Genomic DNA, 20,330 nt, shown 5'->3' on the forward strand with positions numbered 1-20,330 from the left:
ATTACTATACAAGACTATTGGTATATACTATAGGTTTTTTTTACCATATTAAATAAGTACATATTCTTTTCATACATATAAATATAAGTAAAAAAGCACCCCCCCAAAAGCCCTATCCAGATAAACATGTAGATTATCTGATGGAACCTCGGGGGAAGTGCTATGGTCAAGAGAATATGAATATTCTCGTGTAGGCCTGTGTTTGTATTAACGCTTCTTCAAGCCGTCCGCCAATGCGTATCCAACCTTCCAGATATCGCCTGCGCCCATCGTAATCACTAGGTCACCTGGGGCAATACGAGGTTTCAGATCAGCAAGCACATCTTCTTTGGTTGGCAGATGTCTTGCACCAGCGTTACTGTTCTGCACAATAAGCTCAACCAGCTTCGCAGATGTAACCCCCTCAATCTGCTTCTCACCTGCCGGAGAGTAGATGTCGGTGATGATCACCTCATCTGCTTCGCTAAAGGCGCGGCTGAAGGCATCTAGCAGGAAGAACGTACGTGTATACCGCTGAGGCTGGAATACGGCAATAATCCGTTTCCCCGTTGCCTTAGCAGCACTGATTGTCGCCTGAATTTCAGTTGGGTGATGCGCATAATCATCGATGACCAGAATGTCATCGACTTCTCCGAGCACTTGAAAACGGCGCTTCGCACCATGGAATTTCACGATCGCTTCAGCGATTTTTTCAAAAGAGATTCCTGACTTCAAACAAGCGATAACCGCAGCCATTGAATTATACAGATTGTACTGGCCTGGCACGGATAGTTCAATTTGTCCCAATACTACGCCATTATGGTTCATCGTATACGAAACCTGACGGTCGCCAAGAACGATGTCTGTGGCAATATAATCTGCAGTCTTCGACTTGATGCCGTAAGTAATCACCTTACCTGACACTTCAGGCAATAAAGAAATCACGTTCTCGTCATCTGCACACACAATCGCAGTGCCGTCTTCACGGGTCTGGTTCATAAACTGTACATAAGCAGCCTTGAGACGGTTAAAATCTCCGCCGTAATTCTCCAAGTGATCTGCTTCCACATTCGTGACAATTCCAAGCCAAGGGTGATAGTGCAAGAAAGAGCCATCACTCTCATCCGCTTCCGCCACTACATAATCGCCTTGTCCTGCCTTTGCATTCGTACCGACGTTCATAATCTCTCCGCCGATAATATACGTAGGATCAACTTCACACTCTTCCATTACAAGTGCGATCATAGAGGATGTAGTTGTTTTACCATGCGCTCCGGCAACGGCTACCCCTTTACGTTCGTTCAATAAACGGGCTAACATTTGTGAGCGGTGCAGAATTGGAATCTTAAGACGCTCTGCTTCTACCCATTCCACATTATCGCTGGACAAAGCCGTTGAGTACACGACCAGATCCGCACCTTTTACTTGTTCTGCTGTATGCCCAATATAAATCTTGGCACCTTTAGCAATCAATTTATCCGTCAATTCTTGGGCAGCCACATCGGAGCCCGTAACCGTATATCCCATTTCTAGCATTACTCGGGCAATCGCGCTCATACCGTAGCCGCCGATCCCTATAAAATGCACACGTTCAGTAGTATCCAACAGTCGTCACCAGCCTTTTTCAGTATCGGGTTGCTGCAAAAGTGTACCGCGCACGTCAGAAATCAAATACAGCGTACCAGATACGACGGCAAGGTCATCCTCCGCTGTAATCGACTTCAGTTGTTGCAGCGCTTTTCCCCAATTATGTTCTACTATGATTACCAAGTTTTCCTTGGCATATTTATCCCGCAGACTTTCTGCGATAACCTGCAGATTCTCCGCGTCCATTTTGTTCTGGAAATCCGGTTCGGTCAGGATGAGCGTATCCACTATAGGCAGTATATGCTTAAAGTAGGATTCATGATGCTTATTTGCCATCATTCCCATAAGTAAATTTAATTTACCGTATTTATAGAGCTGTGGCAGGCTTTTGGCAAGGCTCTCCGCGCCTTCCGGATTATGTGCTCCATCCAGTACGATCCTCGGAGATTTACTTACCTCTTCCAGCCTTCCAGCCCAAAATGCATGACGCAATCCTTCCAGAACATCTTCATCCTCTAACATGAACGCCATATACTGGCGCAAAACTTCAAGAACCATCATGGCTCCCGCCGCATTGCTAATCTGGTGTTCGCCTTTCATCACAATCCCAAGTTCAAGCGAACGGAAGGGACCCTTAAAGTTAAAGGTCTGCACATCCCCATGGATTCCAGTAGCTTCATAGCTAAAATCTTCTCCGGCAAGATAAAGAGTAGAGCGGCAAGCCGCCGCTTTCTCCTTGAGTACAGCCACGACTTCCGGTTGATTTACGCAGCTAACAACAGGTACACCGGGTTTGATAATTCCGGCTTTCTCCATTGCAACCTTCTCAAGTGTATCTCCCAGAATATCCATATGGTCATGGCCGACATTTGTAATCACCGACACGATCGGAGTAACGATGTTCGTTACATCCAGCCTTCCCCCAAGCCCAGTCTCCCATACGACAACATCCGGACAAGAAACACCCGCAAAAAATAGAATGGCCACAGCTGTAGTTACCTCAAACATCGTTGGTGAGCCAAATTCCGTTTCTGCAATCTCATCTACCAAAGGACGAAGGGTATTCACTAGCTCAAGAAGAGTTTCTTCAGGAATGTCCGTATTATTATATTGGAACCTGTTCGTGAACTTCGTAATATACGGAGACGTGAAGGTGCCGACAGAATAGCCGCTTTGCAAAAGTGCGCTTGTCAAAAAAGCACAGGTGGAGCCTTTGCCGTTGGTACCCGCCACATGAATAAATTTCAGCCGACGGTGCGGGTTTCCCAGCTTGTCCATCAACATCTCAATTCTGTCTAAACCTGGCCGGATTCCAAAAGGAATCAGGCCCTTGATCCAGTTAACCGCTTCGGTATATGTCGCAAGAGGGGCGGTGCTCCCGCCCCGATTTAGGTCATCCATGTCTCTTATCCTCTCAGCTCTGCTATGCGGGCAAGTACTTTCTCACGTTTGGCAGAATAATCTGCCTGCTTCGCCTGCTCCTCTTCGATAACTTTTGCGGGAGCTTTGGCCACGAAGCCCTGATTGCTCAACTTTTTCTCTACGCGTTCTACTTCGCTGTTCAGCGTCTGCACTTCTTTTTCCAGACGAGCGATTTCTTGTTCAATATCAATCAGCCCCGACAAAGGCAGAAGCAGTTCCGCTCCCGTTACTACAGCGGACATTACCTTGTCTGGCGTTTCCGGATTCAGGCCAGCTTCGAAAGAAGAGGTATTGCAGAAACGTCCGATGTAGTTGTCGTTACGAGTAATGATGCTCAGCGTTTCCTCATTGCTCGCTTTAATAATCAAATCAACCTTTTTGCTCATCGGTACATTTACTTCAGCACGGATATTACGAACTGCCCGGATTACATCCATCAGCAGGTTCATTTCCGCTACCGCTTGCGGGTTCTCCAGAGCAGCATCATACTCAGGCCAAGCAGCCAAAGTAATTGTCTCTCCTTCATGCGGCAGATGCTGCCAGATTTCCTCCGAAATAAACGGCATAAACGGATGGATCAAGCGCATGGTGCGGTCGAGTACATAAGCAAGTACGGACTGTGTCTTCGCTTTGGCTGCGGCATCCGTTCCGTAAAGCGACAGCTTCGCGAACTCAATATACCAGTCACACAAATCGTCCCAAATGAAGTTGTACAGCTGGCGGCCGGTCTCGCCGAACTCGTACGAGTCAATTAGACGCGTAATTTCACGAGAAGTTTCGTTCAGGCGGTGTAAAATCCAACGGTCAGCCGTAGTTAGCTCACCAGTAATGTCAATATTCTCGAAGCTAACTCCTTCAAGATTCATGAGGGCGAAGCGTGACGCATTCCAGATCTTATTAGCGAAATTACGCGCCTGCTCTACCTTTTCCCAGCGGAAGCGTAAATCCTGACCCGCTGTGCTGCCGGTAGAAATCATATAACGCATAGCATCTGCGCCATACTTCTCGATAACCTCAAGCGGATCTACACCGTTTCCGAGTGATTTGGACATTTTTTGTCCTTCAGCATCCCGTACCAAACCATGCATCAATACGTCCGAGAATGGTTTCTCTCCGGTGAATTCTAGTGCCGAGAAGATCATCCGCGCTACCCAGAAATAAATAATATCGTAGCCCGTTACGAGCACATCGTTCGGATAGTAACGTTTGAAATCTGCACTGTCTTCATTCGGCCAGCCTAGGGTTGCAAACGGCCAGAGGTTGGAGCTAAACCAAGTATCCAGAACATCCTCGTCCTGTTTCAGGTCGGTTAAGCCGCTGATCCGGCGCGCTTCTTCCTCGTCATTCGCCACAACCAGCTCACCGGTAGATTCAGAATACCAAGCCGGAATACGATGCCCCCACCAAAGCTGACGGGAAATACACCAGTCGCGTACGTTTTCAATCCAGTTCAGGTAGGTTCTCTCGAACCGTTCAGGTACAAAGTTAACCCCATTACCATCCTTCTGTGCATTGATGGCAGCTTCGGCGAGGGGCTGCATCTTCACGAACCATTGTGTGGACAGGTAAGGCTCAACAACCGCTCCTGAACGTTCACTGTGTCCAACTTGATGCACATGATCTTCAATAGAGATCAGAACGCCTTGCTCCTTCAGATCCGCCGTGATGGCCTTACGGCATTCACTCCGGTCTTGACCTTTGTAAGGTCCTGCTTCTTCGTTCATCGTACCGCTCTCATCCATTACGTTGATCTGCGGCAAATTGTGCCGTTGACCTACCTCGAAGTCATTTGGATCATGAGCTGGCGTGATCTTAACCGCACCGCTACCAAACTCTTTATCTACATACTCGTCAGCGATAATTGGAATCTCCCGGCCGATAATCGGCAGGATCAGCGTTTTACCAATCAGATCTTTATAACGATCATCCTCAGGATGAACAGCAACTGCCGTATCACCCAACATCGTCTCCGGACGTGTGGTCGCTACAGTGATATGTCCACTGCCATCTTTAAGTGGGTAACGCAGGTGGTACAGATGACCGTTAACTTCCTTATATTCAACCTCGATATCCGACAACGCCGTACGAGCCGCCGGGTCCCAGTTGATGATACGTTTACCGCGATAGATCAAGCCTTTATTATAAAGCTTAACAAATACCTCGCGAACTCCCTTAGACAAACCCTCATCGAGGGTAAAACGCTCGCGGGAGTAGTCAAGGGAAAGTCCCATTTTTGCCCACTGCTCATGAATGGTGTTCGCGTATTTGTCTTTCCAATCCCACACCTGCTCCAGGAACTTCTCACGTCCGAGGTCATGTCTGGAAATCCCCTGCTCGCGCAGCTTCTGCTCTACCTTCGTTTGTGTTGCAATACCTGCGTGGTCCGTACCTGGCAACCAAAGCGTATCGAAGCCCTGCATCCGTTTAGTACGAATCAGGATATCCTGTAATGTGAAATCGAGCGCATGCCCGATGTGCAGCATTCCCGTTACGTTTGGCGGCGGGATCACAATACTATAGGCTTTAGCATCCGGACGCTGGCCTGCGCGGAAATATCCGCCCTCTGTCCAGTAGGAATACCATTTCTGTTCTGCTGCCTTCGGATCATACGTTGTTGGCATCTCGTTTTTAGATTCATTCGTAGCGGCAGCATCTGCCGCTGTTAGATGGTTTTGGTCAGCCATTCTCTGATACCTCCACTAGTTTACTTGTAGTTGCTTATAGTTGTTAATAAAGTTGCTGTATAGAGCGCACAGGTCTCTGAAAAAAACAAAAAGACCCCTCGTCTCAAAGGACGAAAGGTCATTCTTTCGCGGTACCACCTTTGTTTCGCGCCAATGAAAAATAAAACTACACTTCTTACCCTACGGATTCAGAAGCTTAGCGCGACACTCGTACAGATAACGGCTGCTACCGGCCACAACCTAACTTATCCTTCACAAATATGAAGATAAGCTCAGAAGGGCGACTCCGGGGCGACTTCGGGGGCTGTTTCCTACGGAATGTCACAGCACTTGCAATTCCGCTCTCTGAAGGGCTGACCGCCTACTCTTCCCGTTCCCAGTCTTTACTTAGATATTGCTTACTCCATAATACATTTTGAGCCCCCCCTAGTCAACCTGGATACGCCTTTGCAGCGGGACTTTAGGCTGAATTTCGACTTATTTCTTCTGAAGCATCCCTTCCAACAAAGAAACAGCAAAAATCCCGATCCTAATACCTGATCGGGATTCACCTATTCATGTGTGTACGCATCACGATTCGATTACGGGATGTACAACACTTGACCTTCCTCTACACTCTGCCCGGATAAGCGATTATACATTACCAGTTCCCGCGCACTTAGCTGATACTTCTCTGCTATGGTATCCAGTGTTTCTTCACGCTGCACAATACACAGCCGAACTTTGCGGAACATGTTAGCTCCATCCGCGCTGGCAATGAATCTGCTCTTCCATTCCGTATTATTGCCAACCTCTGGAACGTCCACTGCTGCAGATGTGTTTGCATCCGACTGCAGAGCTTCCTGCTCTTTACGGACACGACTGGAGCTTAGTAAAGAGGAGAAGGTGAGATGTTCTTTTTCCGGAATTTCTGCTTCTTTTTTGCTGCCCAAGGCGATCTTAAGATCTTGTTTCTCCTCATGAGAAGCCACACTCTCTTGTGAAACAAAAACTTCGTTCGCATTCTCATTAATCGGCGCAGTATTCTCTTCTTGCTTAGGAAGCGCATTATTAGCCTCATTTTCAGAAGCGAACACAGGGATATCCTGAATTGCATCTGCACTAACGGCTGGAACAGCGGTCTCTCTAGGAGTAAAATATTCCTCTGCCGACTGTTGGTTCTCTTCGCTCACATAGCTTGCTTGATTCAGCTGAGACACCTCAACCTCTTTGTTCTGGGCCTCGGCTTTAAACCAGTAATCGGATAAACCCGCTTTAGCATCCTCAACTTGGGACTCCAGACTATGTGTCCGTGCTTTAGCTCCCTTGTCCTTCTCCTGACCGGATGAGAAATTGACTACAGGGGACGTATGAGCGGCTCCACTTGAAACTAATGATTCTTCTGCTTCCTGTTCATTCGCTTCGGCATGCTCATGTTCTTCTACAGCAACCTGTGAGGCATCCTCACCAAAGGTCCACTGAGAATTTTCATAAAGTGCATCATTTTCCTGTTCTTGTAGCTCCGTAGTAGCTTCTACCCTGTCATCATTCACAGGAGAATAGGCGACTGTATACTCCTCTTGCTGCCAGGCTGGTTGAGGTTGAGGGTCCGCACCACCGATCCCCCGCAGCGATAATACGCCTGTTATATTCACAGTGCGCATCGTGAGCAGATCGATATCAAAATTCTCAATCTCTACCCCAATATCTTCAATCGAGCTGACGCGTGTAAGCGGAACAGTGATTTCCACGGGAATGGCATGCTCCAGACGTTGTGTTCGGTCATCTTCACTCCGGTAAAGCCCGGTAAGCAACAGCTGACCATATAACTCGGCACGATCCTCCCGCTGAATCACCTGAATTTCCGGAAGTAGTTCAACCTCCTCCAGCTCAGCTATTCCCGGAAGCTCTTCCGAAAGGTGAATGCGTTCGTAAATATCAAACCGCAAGCCGTGGGACTGATCAAACACGGGATATGTCCTCCTTCTTGGCATAATCTAACCCTGAGACAGGCCCAGAGCATAAGCCCAAAATGTTACTCCCCACATGTATATGCTTCAAACAGAGAGGCATGACAACTTTGGTAGTACTAACCGGACAGGATGCTAATAAATTTCATGAATTTAAGAGCTCACCAAACCTTCAGCCTGCTGATAGATGCACTACTTCGTAAGAACAAAGTATTATATGCTGCTTTTATTAATAAGACATGGATAGATGTTTTTTTTCTGAAAAAATAGAAAAAGAACAGCAGAACCAGCTTTTGCTGATTCTACTGTTCCTTAGCCACTTACGTATCTGTCAGGGTGCTTCAGACAGCAGCTCTCGCAGCTGCAGCATATCCTCCGGCCACGGATCGCTGACTTCCAGCTGTTCTCCGCTCCAAGGATGGCGGAAGGACAATGCCTCGCCATGCAGGGCATGGCGGCCGGCAGCGCTGGAAGCCCAAACCGGACCGCCATATAGTTCATCCCCATACAAGGGATGACCCATATGGCTGAGATGAACGCGAATCTGATGCGTCCGTCCAGTCTCCAGCTGCACATGCACCAGGCTTCCGCCATGCAGTGCCTCGCGCTCGATGATTCGCGTCACGGCAGATTGTCCGCCGAGCGAGACCCGTCTGCGCGCAGCGTGATGCCGATCGCGCCCAATCGGGGCATCGATCACCTTAAGCGCAGGCGGCACGATGCCTTCAACGATCGCGGCGTAGTGCCGCGAGATGCTTTTTTCACGCATATTCTCGTCCAGGACTAACTGTGCGAACTCATTTTTCGCATACATCACCGGACCCGTTGTATCTTTGTCCAAGCGGTGAATATGGCGCACAGCCACATTTTCGCCGGAAGTGATATAATGCGCAGCTACGAGGTGATCCAGAGTTACACCTGTTCCACTGCCATCGGGATGTACCGCCAGCCCAGCTGGTTTATGAGCTACCAGGCAAAAATCATCCTCATACAGCACCTCAAGCTCTTCCCATATCGGTTCAAGCCCCGCTTCACGATCGGGAAAAAGCGCCAGCCGAAGCCGGTCGCCTTTCCACTGAATGCCTCCCTCGCGGCGTAACCGCAGATGAAGTTTCTCGGGCATGCCTACAGTTTCTAACAGCCACTTGTCAATCGTTGCCTGCGTATCCTCGGCTCCAGTAATGATTTTGCCGGGTGTTACCTCCAGCCACTCTCCACGCCGGGTCCAAGCGCCACCACCGGTTCTTTCTCCGGCTCCGATGCTCAAAGGGCCTTCAGGGCATTATAATGGCCCTCAATGGTATCATCAATATCTTGTTCACTATGTGCAGCCGATATGAACATCCCCTCAAACTGTGAAGGTGGCACACTGATGCCTTGGTTTACCATATGACCAAAATAACGACGGAAAAGATCCGTGTCACTGGACTTAGCCGTTTCAAAATTGATTACAGGTCCTTCAGTAAAGAATGGGCAAACCATCGATCCCACCCGGTTGATAGTGAGCGGAATGCCAGTCTCAATTGAATTCTTTTTCAAACCCGCTTCCAGACGTGCACCCAATTGTTCCAGACGATCATATACTTCCGGGGTCAACAGCTTGAGCGTAGTATATCCGGCTGCCATCGCCAATGGATTACCACTAAGTGTGCCCGCCTGATAAATCGGTCCAGTAGGAGCGATTTGCTCCATGATCTCTCTTTTGCCGCCATAAGCACCCACTGGAAGTCCGCCGCCGATAACTTTGCCAAAACAAGTAATATCCGGAGTAATCCCGAACAAGCCTTGAGCACAGCCACGATTAACACGGAAGCCTGTCATAACCTCATCAAAAATAAGCAGCGAACCATTGTCAGAAGTTAATTTACGAAGCCCTTCCAGGAAGCCTGGAAGCGGTGGAACCACGCCCATGTTGCCGGCAATCGGCTCTACGATCACTGCGGCAATCTCATTGCCAAAACGTTCGAAAGCAATCTGAGTGGACTCCAAATCATTGTAAGGAACCGTAATGGTATTCATTGCAACGCCTTCTGGGACACCCGGGCTATCCGGCAAGCCCAATGTAGCTACACCAGAGCCAGCCTTAATAAGCAGACTATCGGCGTGACCGTGGTAGGAGCCTTCGAACTTCAAGATTTTGCTGCGCCCAGTGTAACCACGTGCCAAACGAATCGCGCTCATCGTAGCTTCCGTTCCAGAGTTAACCATGCGTACGATATCTACAGATGCCACTCGTTCAACAACGGTTTTTGCCATTTCCGTTTCCAGTAGCGTTGGAGCGCCAAAGCTTGTCCCTTTTACCGCTGTCTCCTGCAATGCCTTCACAACCTCAGGATGCGCATGACCCATAATCAGTGGACCCCATGAGAGCACATAGTCGATAAAGCTGTTGCCGTCGATATCAAAAATACGCGAACCTATCCCATGATCCACATAAATCGGAGTCAGACCTACGGATTTAAACGCCCGTACAGGGCTGTTCACCCCGCCGGGAATATATTGTTTTGCTTCATCAAAAGCCTTCCGGGACGCTTCCTCTTTACGCGCCATTGGCACATTACTCATGTATCTTCACTCCTATTCTCTTCTTGGTTACACAAGCTTGTACAAACATTTATTAGCTGCCGCGATGTCGGTGTGATGAAGATTAGCCGCGCAGCCAGCGGGCTGCATCTTTTGCAAAATAAGTAATAATAATGTCCGCACCAGCACGTTTCATGCCCGTCAGCATTTCCAGCACAACGGCTTGCTCGTCGATCCAGCCTTGCAGTGCCGCTGCTTTTACCATGGAATATTCTCCACTCACATTATAAGCCACCAAAGGAAGATCAAACTGATCACGAATCGTACGAATCACATCTAGGTAAGCCAGAGCTGGCTTCACCATTAACATATCCGCGCCTTCCAGCACATCGGATTCTGCTTCACGGAGTGCTTCGCGCAGATTGGCAGGGTCCATTTGATATGTTTTGCGATTCCCGAACTGTGGTGCTGAATCCGCTGCTTCGCGGAAAGGGCCATAAAACGCCGAAGCATATTTGACCGAATACGACATAATCGGCACATGCTCAAAGCCGTTCTCATCAAGTCCCGCACGAATTGCGTGAACAAATCCATCCATCATGTTGGAAGGGGCGATAATATCTGCTCCAGCTTTTGCTTGGGATACCGCCGTACGAGTCAAAAGCTCCAGCGAGGCATCGTTGATAACATCGCCATGGACCACACCATTCACCGTATGCGTATGCACCATTCCACAATGTCCGTGATCCGTAAATTCACAAAGGCAGGTATCTGCAACGACCAACAGCTCTGGGTACCACTGCTTGATCAAGCGAGTAGCCTCTTGCACAATTCCATCCTCTGCAAAACCGGAAGAACCGATAGCATCCTTCGTCTCAGGAATCCCGAACAACAATACTGCCGGGATGCCTAGTGCGGCAATCTCGTCCACTTCTGCTTTTAACGTATCCAGCGAAAAATGATACACACCCGGCATCGAGCTAATCTCATTCTTCACACCTGTTCCATAAGTCACAAAAATAGGCTGTACCATATCCAGCACATTCAGTATCGTCTCCCGAACCATGCCACGAATTCCAGCAGAACCGCGCAAACGACGGTGACGTGTAATTGGAAAGCTCATTTGTTCATCCTCCTGAAAAATAAAATATAAAACCAAATTATGTGTCTGGCAGCAAACTACAACTAGCCACAGCCAAGTCTAAATTAGCCGCAACCAAACCGCCGACCACAGGCTAACTACGTATAGTTGTAGTTTGTGCAACTATCTCGATGTTTTGTCCTAATTGTAAGCTTTAGTTGCATTCTCTACAGTTATTTATTACAAAAGTGCGAAGATTCCTCATTTAGCGGATATTTAATTGCACATACTACAACTAAACTCGACTTTAGCTGATATATAGAAAATTTAATTGTATGAAGTACAACTAAACCTAAACCTCAAGCAGATCTGCTCACATTAACCTACTGCATATTCTCTACATACCTGTTAGTTTACAACCAAATATTATCCTCCGAACTCCATAAGTCACTACGTTCGGAGTTCAATTTATATGTTACTTGAAGGTAGCGATGTGGCACTTTTGAGCGTAGATATAACGGCGAGTAAACCAACAAATGTTAGTTAGTAAAAGTAACCGCGAACTCATTAATAACTACCAACTCACGTGTAACCACGAACTATTTAGTAACTACGAACAAACTCTAAACTCACATGTAACCCCAACTATTTAGTAACCACGAACTCACATGTAACTACGAACTATTTAATAACTACCAACTCACGTGTAACCACGAACTATTTAGTAACTATGAACAAACTCTAGCCTGTAATCTAACTAAATATAAGCTGAGCGCTATATTTCTAAGCAGGCACTGCCTTTCTCCGTAGAACATCTCCCCGCGGAGTAATCAGCTTCTACCTTCCCACCAGAAAGTAAGCTAAGTATGCTAAACTCACCAGTAAACTATTGCTTTGTTCTATCCTCGATCCGACCGCTACTGCAGCTGAGTCTCCGCATTCCAGCGGCAGAGCTCCTGCACCAAACCATCTATGGTTGCCTCTTCAGACAAGAGACCCGGTGTCAGTCCCGCGTCTACCGCAGTCTGCTCCGTTAACGGACCGATGCAGGCGATTTTCACATTTGCAAGCAGCGGGAGCGGATCTTCAAGCCCCAACCGTTTCAGGATGTGTAAGAAATTACGCACGGTTGACGAGCTGGTGAAGGTTACCGCGTGAACGCGACCTTCCTCTAGCAGCTTCAGCAGCTCGACGTCATCCTCACCCGTGACAACCGTTTCATAAGTATCCACGTCTGTCACCTGAAGGCCAAGCTCTCTCAGCTTGTCCGGCAGCCAGTCCCGCGCCAGATCGCCGCGCGGCAATAGCACGTTCTGTCCCGGCAGCAGCTGGGGACCGAACGTCTCAATCAGACCTTCCGCCTGAAACTTCGCCGGAAGTTCCTCAGCAATCACCCCGCGCTGCGCCAGCGCGGCGGCTGTGCCTGGCCCCACCGCTGCAATACGCGCGCGGTGTAGCCCGCGAATGTCCGCCCCCAGCTCCGCCAAGTGGCGCCAAAAAAACTCCACGCCGTTCGGGCTAGTGAAGAATACCCAGTCGTACGATTCCAGCGCGCCAAACGCCGCAGCAATCTTCGCCTTCTTCTCTGCCCCTTCCGGCATGATCGTCTCGATCACCGGGAACTCGTAGGGTTCCCCGCCGAGTTCTTCAATTCTATCCACCAGCTCGCTTGCTTGGCTGCGAGCCCGTGTCACCACGATGCGTTTGCCGAATAACGGCATCGCCTCGACCCACTTCAGCTGCTCACGCTGCAGCACCACGTCGCCGACGACGATGACTGCCGGCGGCTGAAAATCCGCCGCCTTCACCTTCGCCTCAATATCGGCGAGGGTTCCCGTCAGCGTCTCCTGATCCGCGCGGGTGCCCCAGCGCACAAGTGCCACTGGTGTTTCTGGCGGCCGTCCGTGCTTGATCAGCTGAGCGCTGATATAACCTATTTTAGCTACGCCCATCAGAAACACTAACGTTCCCGTGGCGTTCGTTACTTTATCCCAATGTATGGAATGATCCAGTTTATCCGGACTCTCATGCCCGGTGATAATCGACAGGGAAGAGGCATGATCGCGGTGCGTAACAGGTATACCCGCATAGGCAGGTACACTGATCGCTGACGTGATGCCCGGTACGATTTCGTAATAGATCCCATTTTTGCGCAGCAGCTCCGCTTCTTCACCCACCCGGCCAAAAATCGTAGGGTCCCCACCCTTAAGCCGCACCACTGTTTTCCCCTGTAAAGCCAAATCAACTAACAATTGATTAATCTCTTCCTGCTTCATCGTGTGGCGATCCGGCAGCTTGCCTACATAAATCTTCTCCCCGCCGGGTTTCATGCATTTCAGCAATCTAGGACTTGCCAAGCGATCATACACCAGTACGTCGCTTTTTTGGATACACTCGAGGCCTTTCACAGTAATCAGCTTTGCGTCCCCGGGACCTGCACCTACCAAATAAACCTTCCCCGTCAATCCACTCATCCCCTAACGTCTGACAGTATCTTCTCCGCTCCTCTTGCAATCAGCTTTTTAGCGACTTCTTCGCCGAGCTGTACCGGGTCAATCCCCGTGCAAGTTTCTTTCAAAATCGTTGAACCGTCCGGTGTTCCCACCATCCCCGTTAACGAGATTACTTTGTGCTCAGCGGTAGCAGCTTTGGCGGCTGTGTCAAGCACCGCATGAGCACCAATCGGCACTTGGCAGCCGCCATTCAGCACGCCAAGGAACGTGCGCTCCGCCGCTACCGTCAATGCCGTATCGGCGTCGTTGTATAATGCCAGCAGCTTCCGCAGGTCAGCGTCATCTGCGCGGCACTCGATGCCGAGTGCGCCCTGCCCTACAGCGGGCAGGCAAACCTCCGGCGGCAGGTAGGCGCTCACGCGATCCTGCCAGCCCATGCGCGACAGCCCCGCCGCTGCCAGCAGGATTGCGTCGTATTCGCCGCTCTCCAGCTTGCGCAGCCGCGAGTCAATGTTGCCGCGCACGGGCTCAATGACCAGATCAGGCCGCAGCGCAGCGAGCTGGCTGGATCGGCGTAAGCTGCTTGTGCCTACGCGTGCACCCTGAGGCAGCTCGTCTAGCGAGACGCCTCCGTTAGAGATCAAAACATCACGCGGATCGACACGCTTCGGCACAGCACCATTGATCAACCCATCCGGTAACTCGGATGGCATATCCTTCATGCTGTGCACCGCCATGTCGATTTCTTTTTCCAGCATCGCTTGCTCGATTTCTTTCACGAACAACCCTTTGCCGCCTACCTTGGATAAAGTAACGTCAAGAATGCGGTCACCTTTGGTGACGATCTTTTTCACTTCAAAAGTAAAACCAAAACCATGCTCCTCGCTAAGTCGCTCCAGATCAGCAATCACATGTCCCGTTTGCGTCAACGCAAGCGCGCTTTGTCTACTCCCCACTATAACCTTACGCATTTGTCCATTCCTCCTGGTAACGTTCGCCTCTTACTCTTCACCGCAGAACCTTGCACTAGAAATCCAAACCCAAACTAACCAATTAACTACTCTCACTCTAAAAAAGGCATTATTGCCTTTGAATTCGCTACTTCGGATAATCCCCGCCGAATTTGAGGCATTTTTGCCTTTCTTTTAGCTCATTCGGCGACTGTTGCTTATTTTAAGGGCATTGTTACCGTACATTCCGCCATCTCAGCTACTTAAGTCCAATTCAACAGCATTTATACCGTACATTCCACCCTCTAAGCTACTTCAACCCAATTCAACGGGATTTATACCGTACATTCCGCCATCTCAGCTACTTAAGCCCAATTCAACGGGATTTATACCGTACATTCCGCCATCTCAGCTACTTAAGCCCAATTCAACGGGATTTATACCGTACATTCCGCCATCTAAGCTATTCCATCCCAATTCAACAGTATTTATACCGTACATTCCGCCATCCCAGCCACTTAAGCCCAATTCAACAGTATCTATACCGTACATTCCACCATCTCAGCCACTACGAGCCAACTCAGCCATTCATTATAGTTACTCAAAACCGCTCATCCACTTCATATCTTAATCTAACCCAATTTTCTAATCTTTACAGTGTCCACGCGCACTTTTACTCCACCCGTTGCTCAGCAATCCAAGCGTCCATATCCTCCGGGCTCCACGCTATGAAGGTACCCTTACTCATCTCGTTCAACACATCCAGCGCGCCTAGCTTCCTCAAAAGCCTTCCACGAACTTCAGCAGAAGGTTCTTTTTCCTTAATCCGGGTTCGCATGGCATGCACAAAATCCAAATATGGCTCATACGCCGCATCCAGCGCTTTTTCAAGCACATTTTTGATCTTCGTTGCCGCAAGCGGGCCAGCACCTGAAGTAGATACAGCTACCGTCAAACGTCCCCTCCGAACCACTCCGGGCGTGATAAAGTTTCCCGCTTCCGCATGGCTGGCCACATTCACATGAATTCCAAGCCGTCTAGACTCCCGCGCAACCTCTTCATTAACCGCCCTATCGTTAGTGGCTGCATATACGAGAAAGGCCCCACGGAGATCTCCGGGAGCATAAGTACGGTCCATCCAGATCAGAAGACCTTTTTCAGCTAGAGAATCAAGCGGATCTGTCAAAGAAGGACTAATCACCTTAACCGCCGCTCCAGCTTCCAACAGCCCGCTCACCTTACGTTCAGCCACGACACCACCGCCAATAACCACACAGTGCTGCCCTTCACAATCCAGCATTATGGGTAAATAACGCGTCATGCCCTTCACTCCCCGCTCCAACCGTGAAAATCAGACCAAGAATTCAACAGAAAATTTAAGATAATAAAAGCATATCCTAAAATCGCCCAGCGAGCCATACTTACTCCACTTTTCCGCCCGGACTTCTTAAAGATAATATAAAATATGTAAATCCCAAGACCGATAAGAGTCGTTAATACTTTTAAATCCTTCAATAAAAGCGTCCGTCCCTCAGATACTATAGATAAACCCGCCACCACCAGCGATATTCCCAGCAAAGGAGTGCCCACCAAAATAGCGGTGTAAGAGTATTTATCTGTAGTCTCCAGGTTCGGCAAACGACGGATCCGGTCGCTCCATTTCTTGCTTTTGAGTCTGGTGTGCAGGAACAAGTACAATATTGCAAAAACCGTCCCTAACGTCAGTGCTGCAAAACTCAAATTTGCCAAAATCACATGCATCGTCAGCCAGCCATACACCGCACTCCAAGTCTCAAGCGTATGTCCACCCGCCGTCAGCCACACCCGATTAAGCAGAAAAACACTAAACCCGGCCATACTGAGCAGCAAAATCGTAAACTCGCCACCACGTGTAAAAGCCACCGCAAGCGAAGTCAGCACAATACTAAACGCAAACCAAAACAAGAAATCATAAGGTGTAAAAATAGGCAGGCCTTTCTCCTGAGAGAAACGAATTCCAAGTCCTGCAACTTGCAAAAGACCCACAACAACAAGAAGCCCCGTGCCTAACCGCTTCCCACCCGGACTCCTTTTAAGGCAATCCGAGAAAACAAACAGCAGGCTCAGGGCATAGACCAGCAGAGCGGCGTCATATATTCCGTTCAGCAGTTGCATATTATTCACCCACCCAGCAAGCCTGCCGGAGCAAGCGCCGTTTTAGGCACAGAGAAATCAGCGCTGCCAGCCGTACGTTCTCCAGAACTAGACTGCTTCACTGAGGCAATATCTCCATCATCTGAATCGGATTTGAGCTGTTCCTGCAACGCAAAGATTTTGGAAAAATAATCAAGAGCTTCATTTCCCTGCTTACCGCCGGACAGCTCTTTAATTACATTGATCGGATCATGCATCATCTGGTTCACAATACTTTTAGTCAGACGGCGGATCACTTTCCGCTGATGCTCGTCCAGCTCGGGCAGCTTATTGAACAGACTTTCCATCGTTTCTTCATGAATCGTATTCGATTTATCCTGGAGCGCCCGGATTACAGGTCTTACACCAAGCGTCTTGAGCCACAGCTGGAACTCATCCATTTCCTCACTGATCATCACTTCAATCTTCGCAGCTTCACTTCGGCGCATTTCCAGATTGTTCTCCACAATGCCCTCCAGATCGTCAATATCATACAAAAAAACATCCGGCACATTTGCCGCCGCAGGATCAATATCACGTGGTACAGCAATATCTATCATAAAAAGCGGCCGCGAAGGGCGGCGTTTCATAGCATGCGCTACCTTATCAGCCGTAAGCACGTACCCGTCTGCTCCTGTCGAGCTGATCACGATATCTACTTCATTTAGAGTTGTTAACGCATCTTCAATCGTGCTCGGCTTACCCGAGAACTTCTCCGCCAATTCAATCGCACGCGACAGCGTACGGTTAGCGACAATCACTTCTGCCGCACCACTACTGTATAGATGCTTCACGGTAAGCTCGCTCATTTTGCCGGCGCCGAGAATCAGCACTTTTTTCCCAGTGAACATGCCAAAAATCCGCTTGCCCAGCTCCACAGCCGCATAACTGACCGATACTGCGCTCTCGCCGATTGACGTTTCACTATGTGCTCTTTTGCCGAGCGTCACCGCTTGCTTGAACAACCGATTGAACCAAGTTCCAGTTACACCCTCAGCCTGAGCTGTGAGAAAAGAACTCCGCACCTGTCCCAGGATCTGCGTCTCCCCAATCACCATGGAATCCAGACCGCAGGTCACGCGGAACAAATGCGCAATCGCCTGCTCGTCTTCATAAATATACATATGCTGAGCAAATTGCTCGCTTTTCACACCAAACCATTGCTCCATAAAGCCGCGGATGAAATAACCAGCCATATGAAGGCGGTCCATCACCACATAAATTTCCGTACGGTTGCAGGTAGCTACTAAGACCCCTTCTAGCACACCCTTCGTCTTCATCAGTTGATGGAGCGCTGCCGGAAGATCACTTTCCGCAAAAGCAAACTGTTCCCGTACCTCCACGGGAGCCGTACGATAATTCAGGCCAACGACGACGATGTGCATCGATAGTTCACCATCCTAGTCTCTATAAGTTGCTGAAATCCAATTATATAAATTAATACCTTACATACCGTTCACTTTCACAACATCTCAAAACACTGTGTTAAGTATATCACACGAAAATAAGACTTTTTACAGATTTTTTGAACGCTTTATGAAATCCAGATAATAATTATTATAAATAAAAAACCGTAGGTTCGCTACGGTTAGGATGAGTTATTTTTAGCTAATTTATAAGGTTATGGAAGTGAGAATGAAATATTATCGCCTACTAGTTCTTAAAATTGTCAAAAAGTCCGTTCTCCAAAAAAATAAGCCACTGCTCAGTGACTTAAAACTTCTCAGCCAAAACAGAAGGTTTTTCCAATAAGCATGACGTTAGCCTATCGGTTGCTCATTTCTCCTTTAACGAATGTAGTATTCCCAGATGATTTACAAACTAAATGGTCTTGACTCATGAGATCACCTCGGAAGTTGGACGAAAATATTAGCGAAACCAGTTCTTAATCTGATCAAGAGTACTTTTTGCCTCCGGACCATTGTAACCAAAGGTGTTGCCGATCATTTTTACATACTCGTTGAACGTTGTTTCTCTACTCCTTCGGTCACTCCACCAGCGTTTAGCGTTATATCCTGATGCAGAACCCAGATACGTCAGCTCAATCTCCGATTTTTTATATACACGACCAAAAAGAAATTTTACTCTCCGCATGTGAAAGTCAGAGGAAACAACCATCGCAGATTTAAAACCGTACTCCTTCATAATAGGAAGGGTGTACTCGGCATTCTGATAAGTGCTATCCGCCGCGTTCTCGGTATAAATAACATCCTGGGGTATGCCTAAGGCTAGAGCGGTTTGGACCATGTCACCCGATTTACTCGTTGACTCTTTGGCATTGGAAAGAATTATATAAGGAGCATAACCTGCTTTATATAACTCTGCTGCCTTTTCCACACGCCCTTGGTCTCCGCTTAGGACGATGATGACATCGGCTTGCTTGGGAGATTCAGTTAGAGCTAGGAAGCGGCCTGCAATGAAAAAACTAGTAATTAACAATAGTAAACATACGACAAGGACCCATCTTTTATTAATTAAATTACCTTTTCTTTTCTTAACCGTTAAGTCGTGCATAAATCACTTATGCGATTCGTTACTAAGGATTTGTTGCCACCATTCAGCATTATCAATATACCATTGGATCGTCTGCGCAATACCTGTCTCAAAAGTATAAGTTGGCTTCCAACCTAAATTCTCAAGTTTCGTTGGATCAATGGCGTAACGTTTATCATGTCCTAATCTATCTGTTACGAATTCAATCAAATCATCAGATTTCCCCAAGGTACTGATAATCGTCTTAACTACTTCAAGATTAGTTCTCTCATTATGACCACCTACATTATAAACTTCACCGCTTACTCCTTGGTGCACGACAAGGTCAATGGCCGCGCAGTGATCCCAGACATGGAGCCAGTCGCGAATATTTTTTCCATCCCCGTATACAGGAACCTTCTCTTCGTTTAATACTCTTGAGATGGTTAGTGGAATCAGTTTTTCAGGAAAATGATAGGGGCCGTAATTGTTCGAGCAGCGTGTTATGTTCATTGGTAACCCAAAGGTCTCATAATAAGCACGGACTAGCAAATCAGACGCTGTTTTACTAGCACTATAAGGACTGTTAGGCTGCAAAGGTGTTTCTTCGGTAAAAAATACAGTAGGATCAAAATCAAGTTCGCCATACACTTCATCCGTAGAGACATGGAGGAATTTAGTAATGCCGAATTTTTTAGCTGCATCCAGTAGTACCTGTGTACCCATAACATTCGTACGAACAAATATCGCAGGATCAGTAATTGAGCGATCCACATGACTCTCCGCAGCGAAATGAACAACATAATCGAATTTTTCCAACTCAAAAAGAGACAATATTGCCTCCCGGTCAGCAATATCAGCTTTAACAAACCGATAATTCGATTTAGACTCAATATCCTTATGTTTCGTTAGATCACCCGCATAAGTTAGCAAATCTAAATTCACAATATCATAATGCGGATATTTATCTACCATATACTGTACGAAGTTGCCTCCAATAAATCCGGCACCACCCGTAACCAGCATCTTTTGCTTACTCAATGAACGCACACTCCCGA

The 20,330-nt window shown here is 48.1% G+C and carries 14 protein-coding genes and 1 other annotated feature; all 14 genes read right to left on the reverse strand.

From position 1 onward, the window contains the following. Positions 1 to 207: 207 nt before the first annotated feature. Positions 208 to 1,584: a UDP-N-acetylmuramate--L-alanine ligase gene (gene murC / locus NST40_RS24995; RefSeq protein ID WP_036685137.1), complete on the reverse strand. Its 1,377-nt coding sequence runs from the start codon at positions 1,582 to 1,584 to the stop codon at positions 208 to 210. 6 nt (positions 1,585 to 1,590) lie between these two features. Then, complete coding sequence (locus NST40_RS25000) at positions 1,591 to 2,967, reverse strand: folylpolyglutamate synthase/dihydrofolate synthase family protein (protein WP_076219616.1); 1,377 nt, start codon at positions 2,965 to 2,967, stop codon at positions 1,591 to 1,593. Positions 2,968 to 2,972: 5 nt separating this feature from the next. Beyond that, complete coding sequence (locus tag NST40_RS25005; RefSeq protein ID WP_076219617.1) at positions 2,973 to 5,672, reverse strand: valine--tRNA ligase; 2,700 nt, start codon at positions 5,670 to 5,672, stop codon at positions 2,973 to 2,975. A 103-nt stretch (positions 5,673 to 5,775) separates the two neighbouring features. After that, positions 5,776 to 6,059, reverse strand: a binding site (T-box leader). Positions 6,060 to 6,253: 194 nt separating this feature from the next. After that, entirely contained in the window at positions 6,254 to 7,621 is a 1,368-nt protein-coding gene (locus NST40_RS25010) for a LysM peptidoglycan-binding domain-containing protein (protein ID WP_076219618.1), read from the reverse strand. A gap of 331 nt (positions 7,622 to 7,952) precedes the next feature. After that, positions 7,953 to 8,888, reverse strand: coding sequence for an RluA family pseudouridine synthase (locus tag NST40_RS25015; protein ID WP_342410094.1), 936 nt, complete (start codon positions 8,886 to 8,888; stop codon positions 7,953 to 7,955). Continuing rightward, positions 8,885 to 10,171 (reverse strand): glutamate-1-semialdehyde 2,1-aminomutase, encoded by a 1,287-nt coding sequence (hemL, locus tag NST40_RS25020; protein WP_076129443.1) that lies wholly within the window; start codon positions 10,169 to 10,171, stop codon positions 8,885 to 8,887. Before hemL ends, NST40_RS25015 begins: the two co-directional genes overlap by 4 nt. A 97-nt stretch (positions 10,172 to 10,268) precedes the next feature. Beyond that, on the reverse strand, positions 10,269 to 11,267 hold the full coding sequence (hemB, locus tag NST40_RS25025; protein WP_076129402.1) for a porphobilinogen synthase: 999 nt from the start codon (positions 11,265 to 11,267) through the stop codon (positions 10,269 to 10,271). Positions 11,268 to 12,142: 875 nt separating this feature from the next. Next, complete coding sequence (gene cobA, locus NST40_RS25030) at positions 12,143 to 13,690, reverse strand: uroporphyrinogen-III C-methyltransferase (protein ID WP_076219621.1); 1,548 nt, start codon at positions 13,688 to 13,690, stop codon at positions 12,143 to 12,145. 5 nt (positions 13,691 to 13,695) lie between these two features. After that, a complete protein-coding gene (gene hemC, locus NST40_RS25035; RefSeq protein WP_076129403.1) occupies positions 13,696 to 14,649 on the reverse strand; it encodes a hydroxymethylbilane synthase in 954 nt (317 codons plus the stop codon). Positions 14,650 to 15,301: 652 nt separating this feature from the next. Further along, positions 15,302 to 15,949, reverse strand: coding sequence for an NAD(P)-dependent oxidoreductase (locus tag NST40_RS25040; protein WP_339281344.1), 648 nt, complete (start codon positions 15,947 to 15,949; stop codon positions 15,302 to 15,304). Positions 15,950 to 15,954: 5 nt separating this feature from the next. Next, positions 15,955 to 16,782 (reverse strand): cytochrome c biogenesis protein CcsA, encoded by an 828-nt coding sequence (ccsA, locus tag NST40_RS25045; protein WP_076129405.1) that lies wholly within the window; start codon positions 16,780 to 16,782, stop codon positions 15,955 to 15,957. Between the two features lie 5 nt (positions 16,783 to 16,787). Next, complete coding sequence (gene hemA / locus NST40_RS25050; protein WP_076186087.1) at positions 16,788 to 18,185, reverse strand: glutamyl-tRNA reductase; 1,398 nt, start codon at positions 18,183 to 18,185, stop codon at positions 16,788 to 16,790. Between the two features lie 484 nt (positions 18,186 to 18,669). Then, positions 18,670 to 19,314, reverse strand: a complete 645-nt coding sequence (locus tag NST40_RS25055; protein WP_342410095.1) for a YdcF family protein — start codon at positions 19,312 to 19,314, stop codon at positions 18,670 to 18,672. Between the two features lie 3 nt (positions 19,315 to 19,317). Beyond that, positions 19,318 to 20,313: a dTDP-glucose 4,6-dehydratase gene (gene rfbB / locus NST40_RS25060; protein WP_076277495.1), complete on the reverse strand. Its 996-nt coding sequence runs from the start codon at positions 20,311 to 20,313 to the stop codon at positions 19,318 to 19,320. Positions 20,314 to 20,330 lie beyond the last annotated feature (17 nt).

Origin of the sequence: Paenibacillus sp. FSL R10-2778, from assembly GCF_038593035.1 — a bacterium.
Lineage (GTDB): Bacteria > Bacillota > Bacilli > Paenibacillales > Paenibacillaceae > Paenibacillus_AQ > Paenibacillus_AQ odorifer.

Bases quoted from the DNA above. Each gene is read 5' to 3' on its own strand.
- NST40_RS25000 (WP_076219616.1), bottom strand. From the start codon at position 2,967: ATGGATGACCTAAATCGGGGCGGGAGCACCGCCCCTCTTGCGACATAT.
- NST40_RS25005 (WP_076219617.1), bottom strand. From the start codon at position 5,672: ATGGCTGACCAAAACCATCTAACAGCGGCAGATGCTGCCGCTACGAAT.
- hemL (WP_076129443.1), bottom strand. From the start codon at position 10,171: ATGGCGCGTAAAGAGGAAGCGTCCCGGAAGGCTTTTGATGAAGCAAAA.
- hemB (WP_076129402.1), bottom strand. From the start codon at position 11,267: ATGAGCTTTCCAATTACACGTCACCGTCGTTTGCGCGGTTCTGCTGGA.
- hemC (WP_076129403.1), bottom strand. From the start codon at position 14,649: ATGCGTAAGGTTATAGTGGGGAGTAGACAAAGCGCGCTTGCGTTGACG.
- NST40_RS25040 (WP_339281344.1), bottom strand. From the start codon at position 15,949: ATGACGCGTTATTTACCCATAATGCTGGATTGTGAAGGGCAGCACTGT.
- ccsA (WP_076129405.1), bottom strand. From the start codon at position 16,782: ATGCAACTGCTGAACGGAATATATGACGCCGCTCTGCTGGTCTATGCC.
- hemA (WP_076186087.1), bottom strand. From the start codon at position 18,185: ATGCACATCGTCGTCGTTGGCCTGAATTATCGTACGGCTCCCGTGGAG.
- NST40_RS25055 (WP_342410095.1), bottom strand. From the start codon at position 19,314: ATGCACGACTTAACGGTTAAGAAAAGAAAAGGTAATTTAATTAATAAA.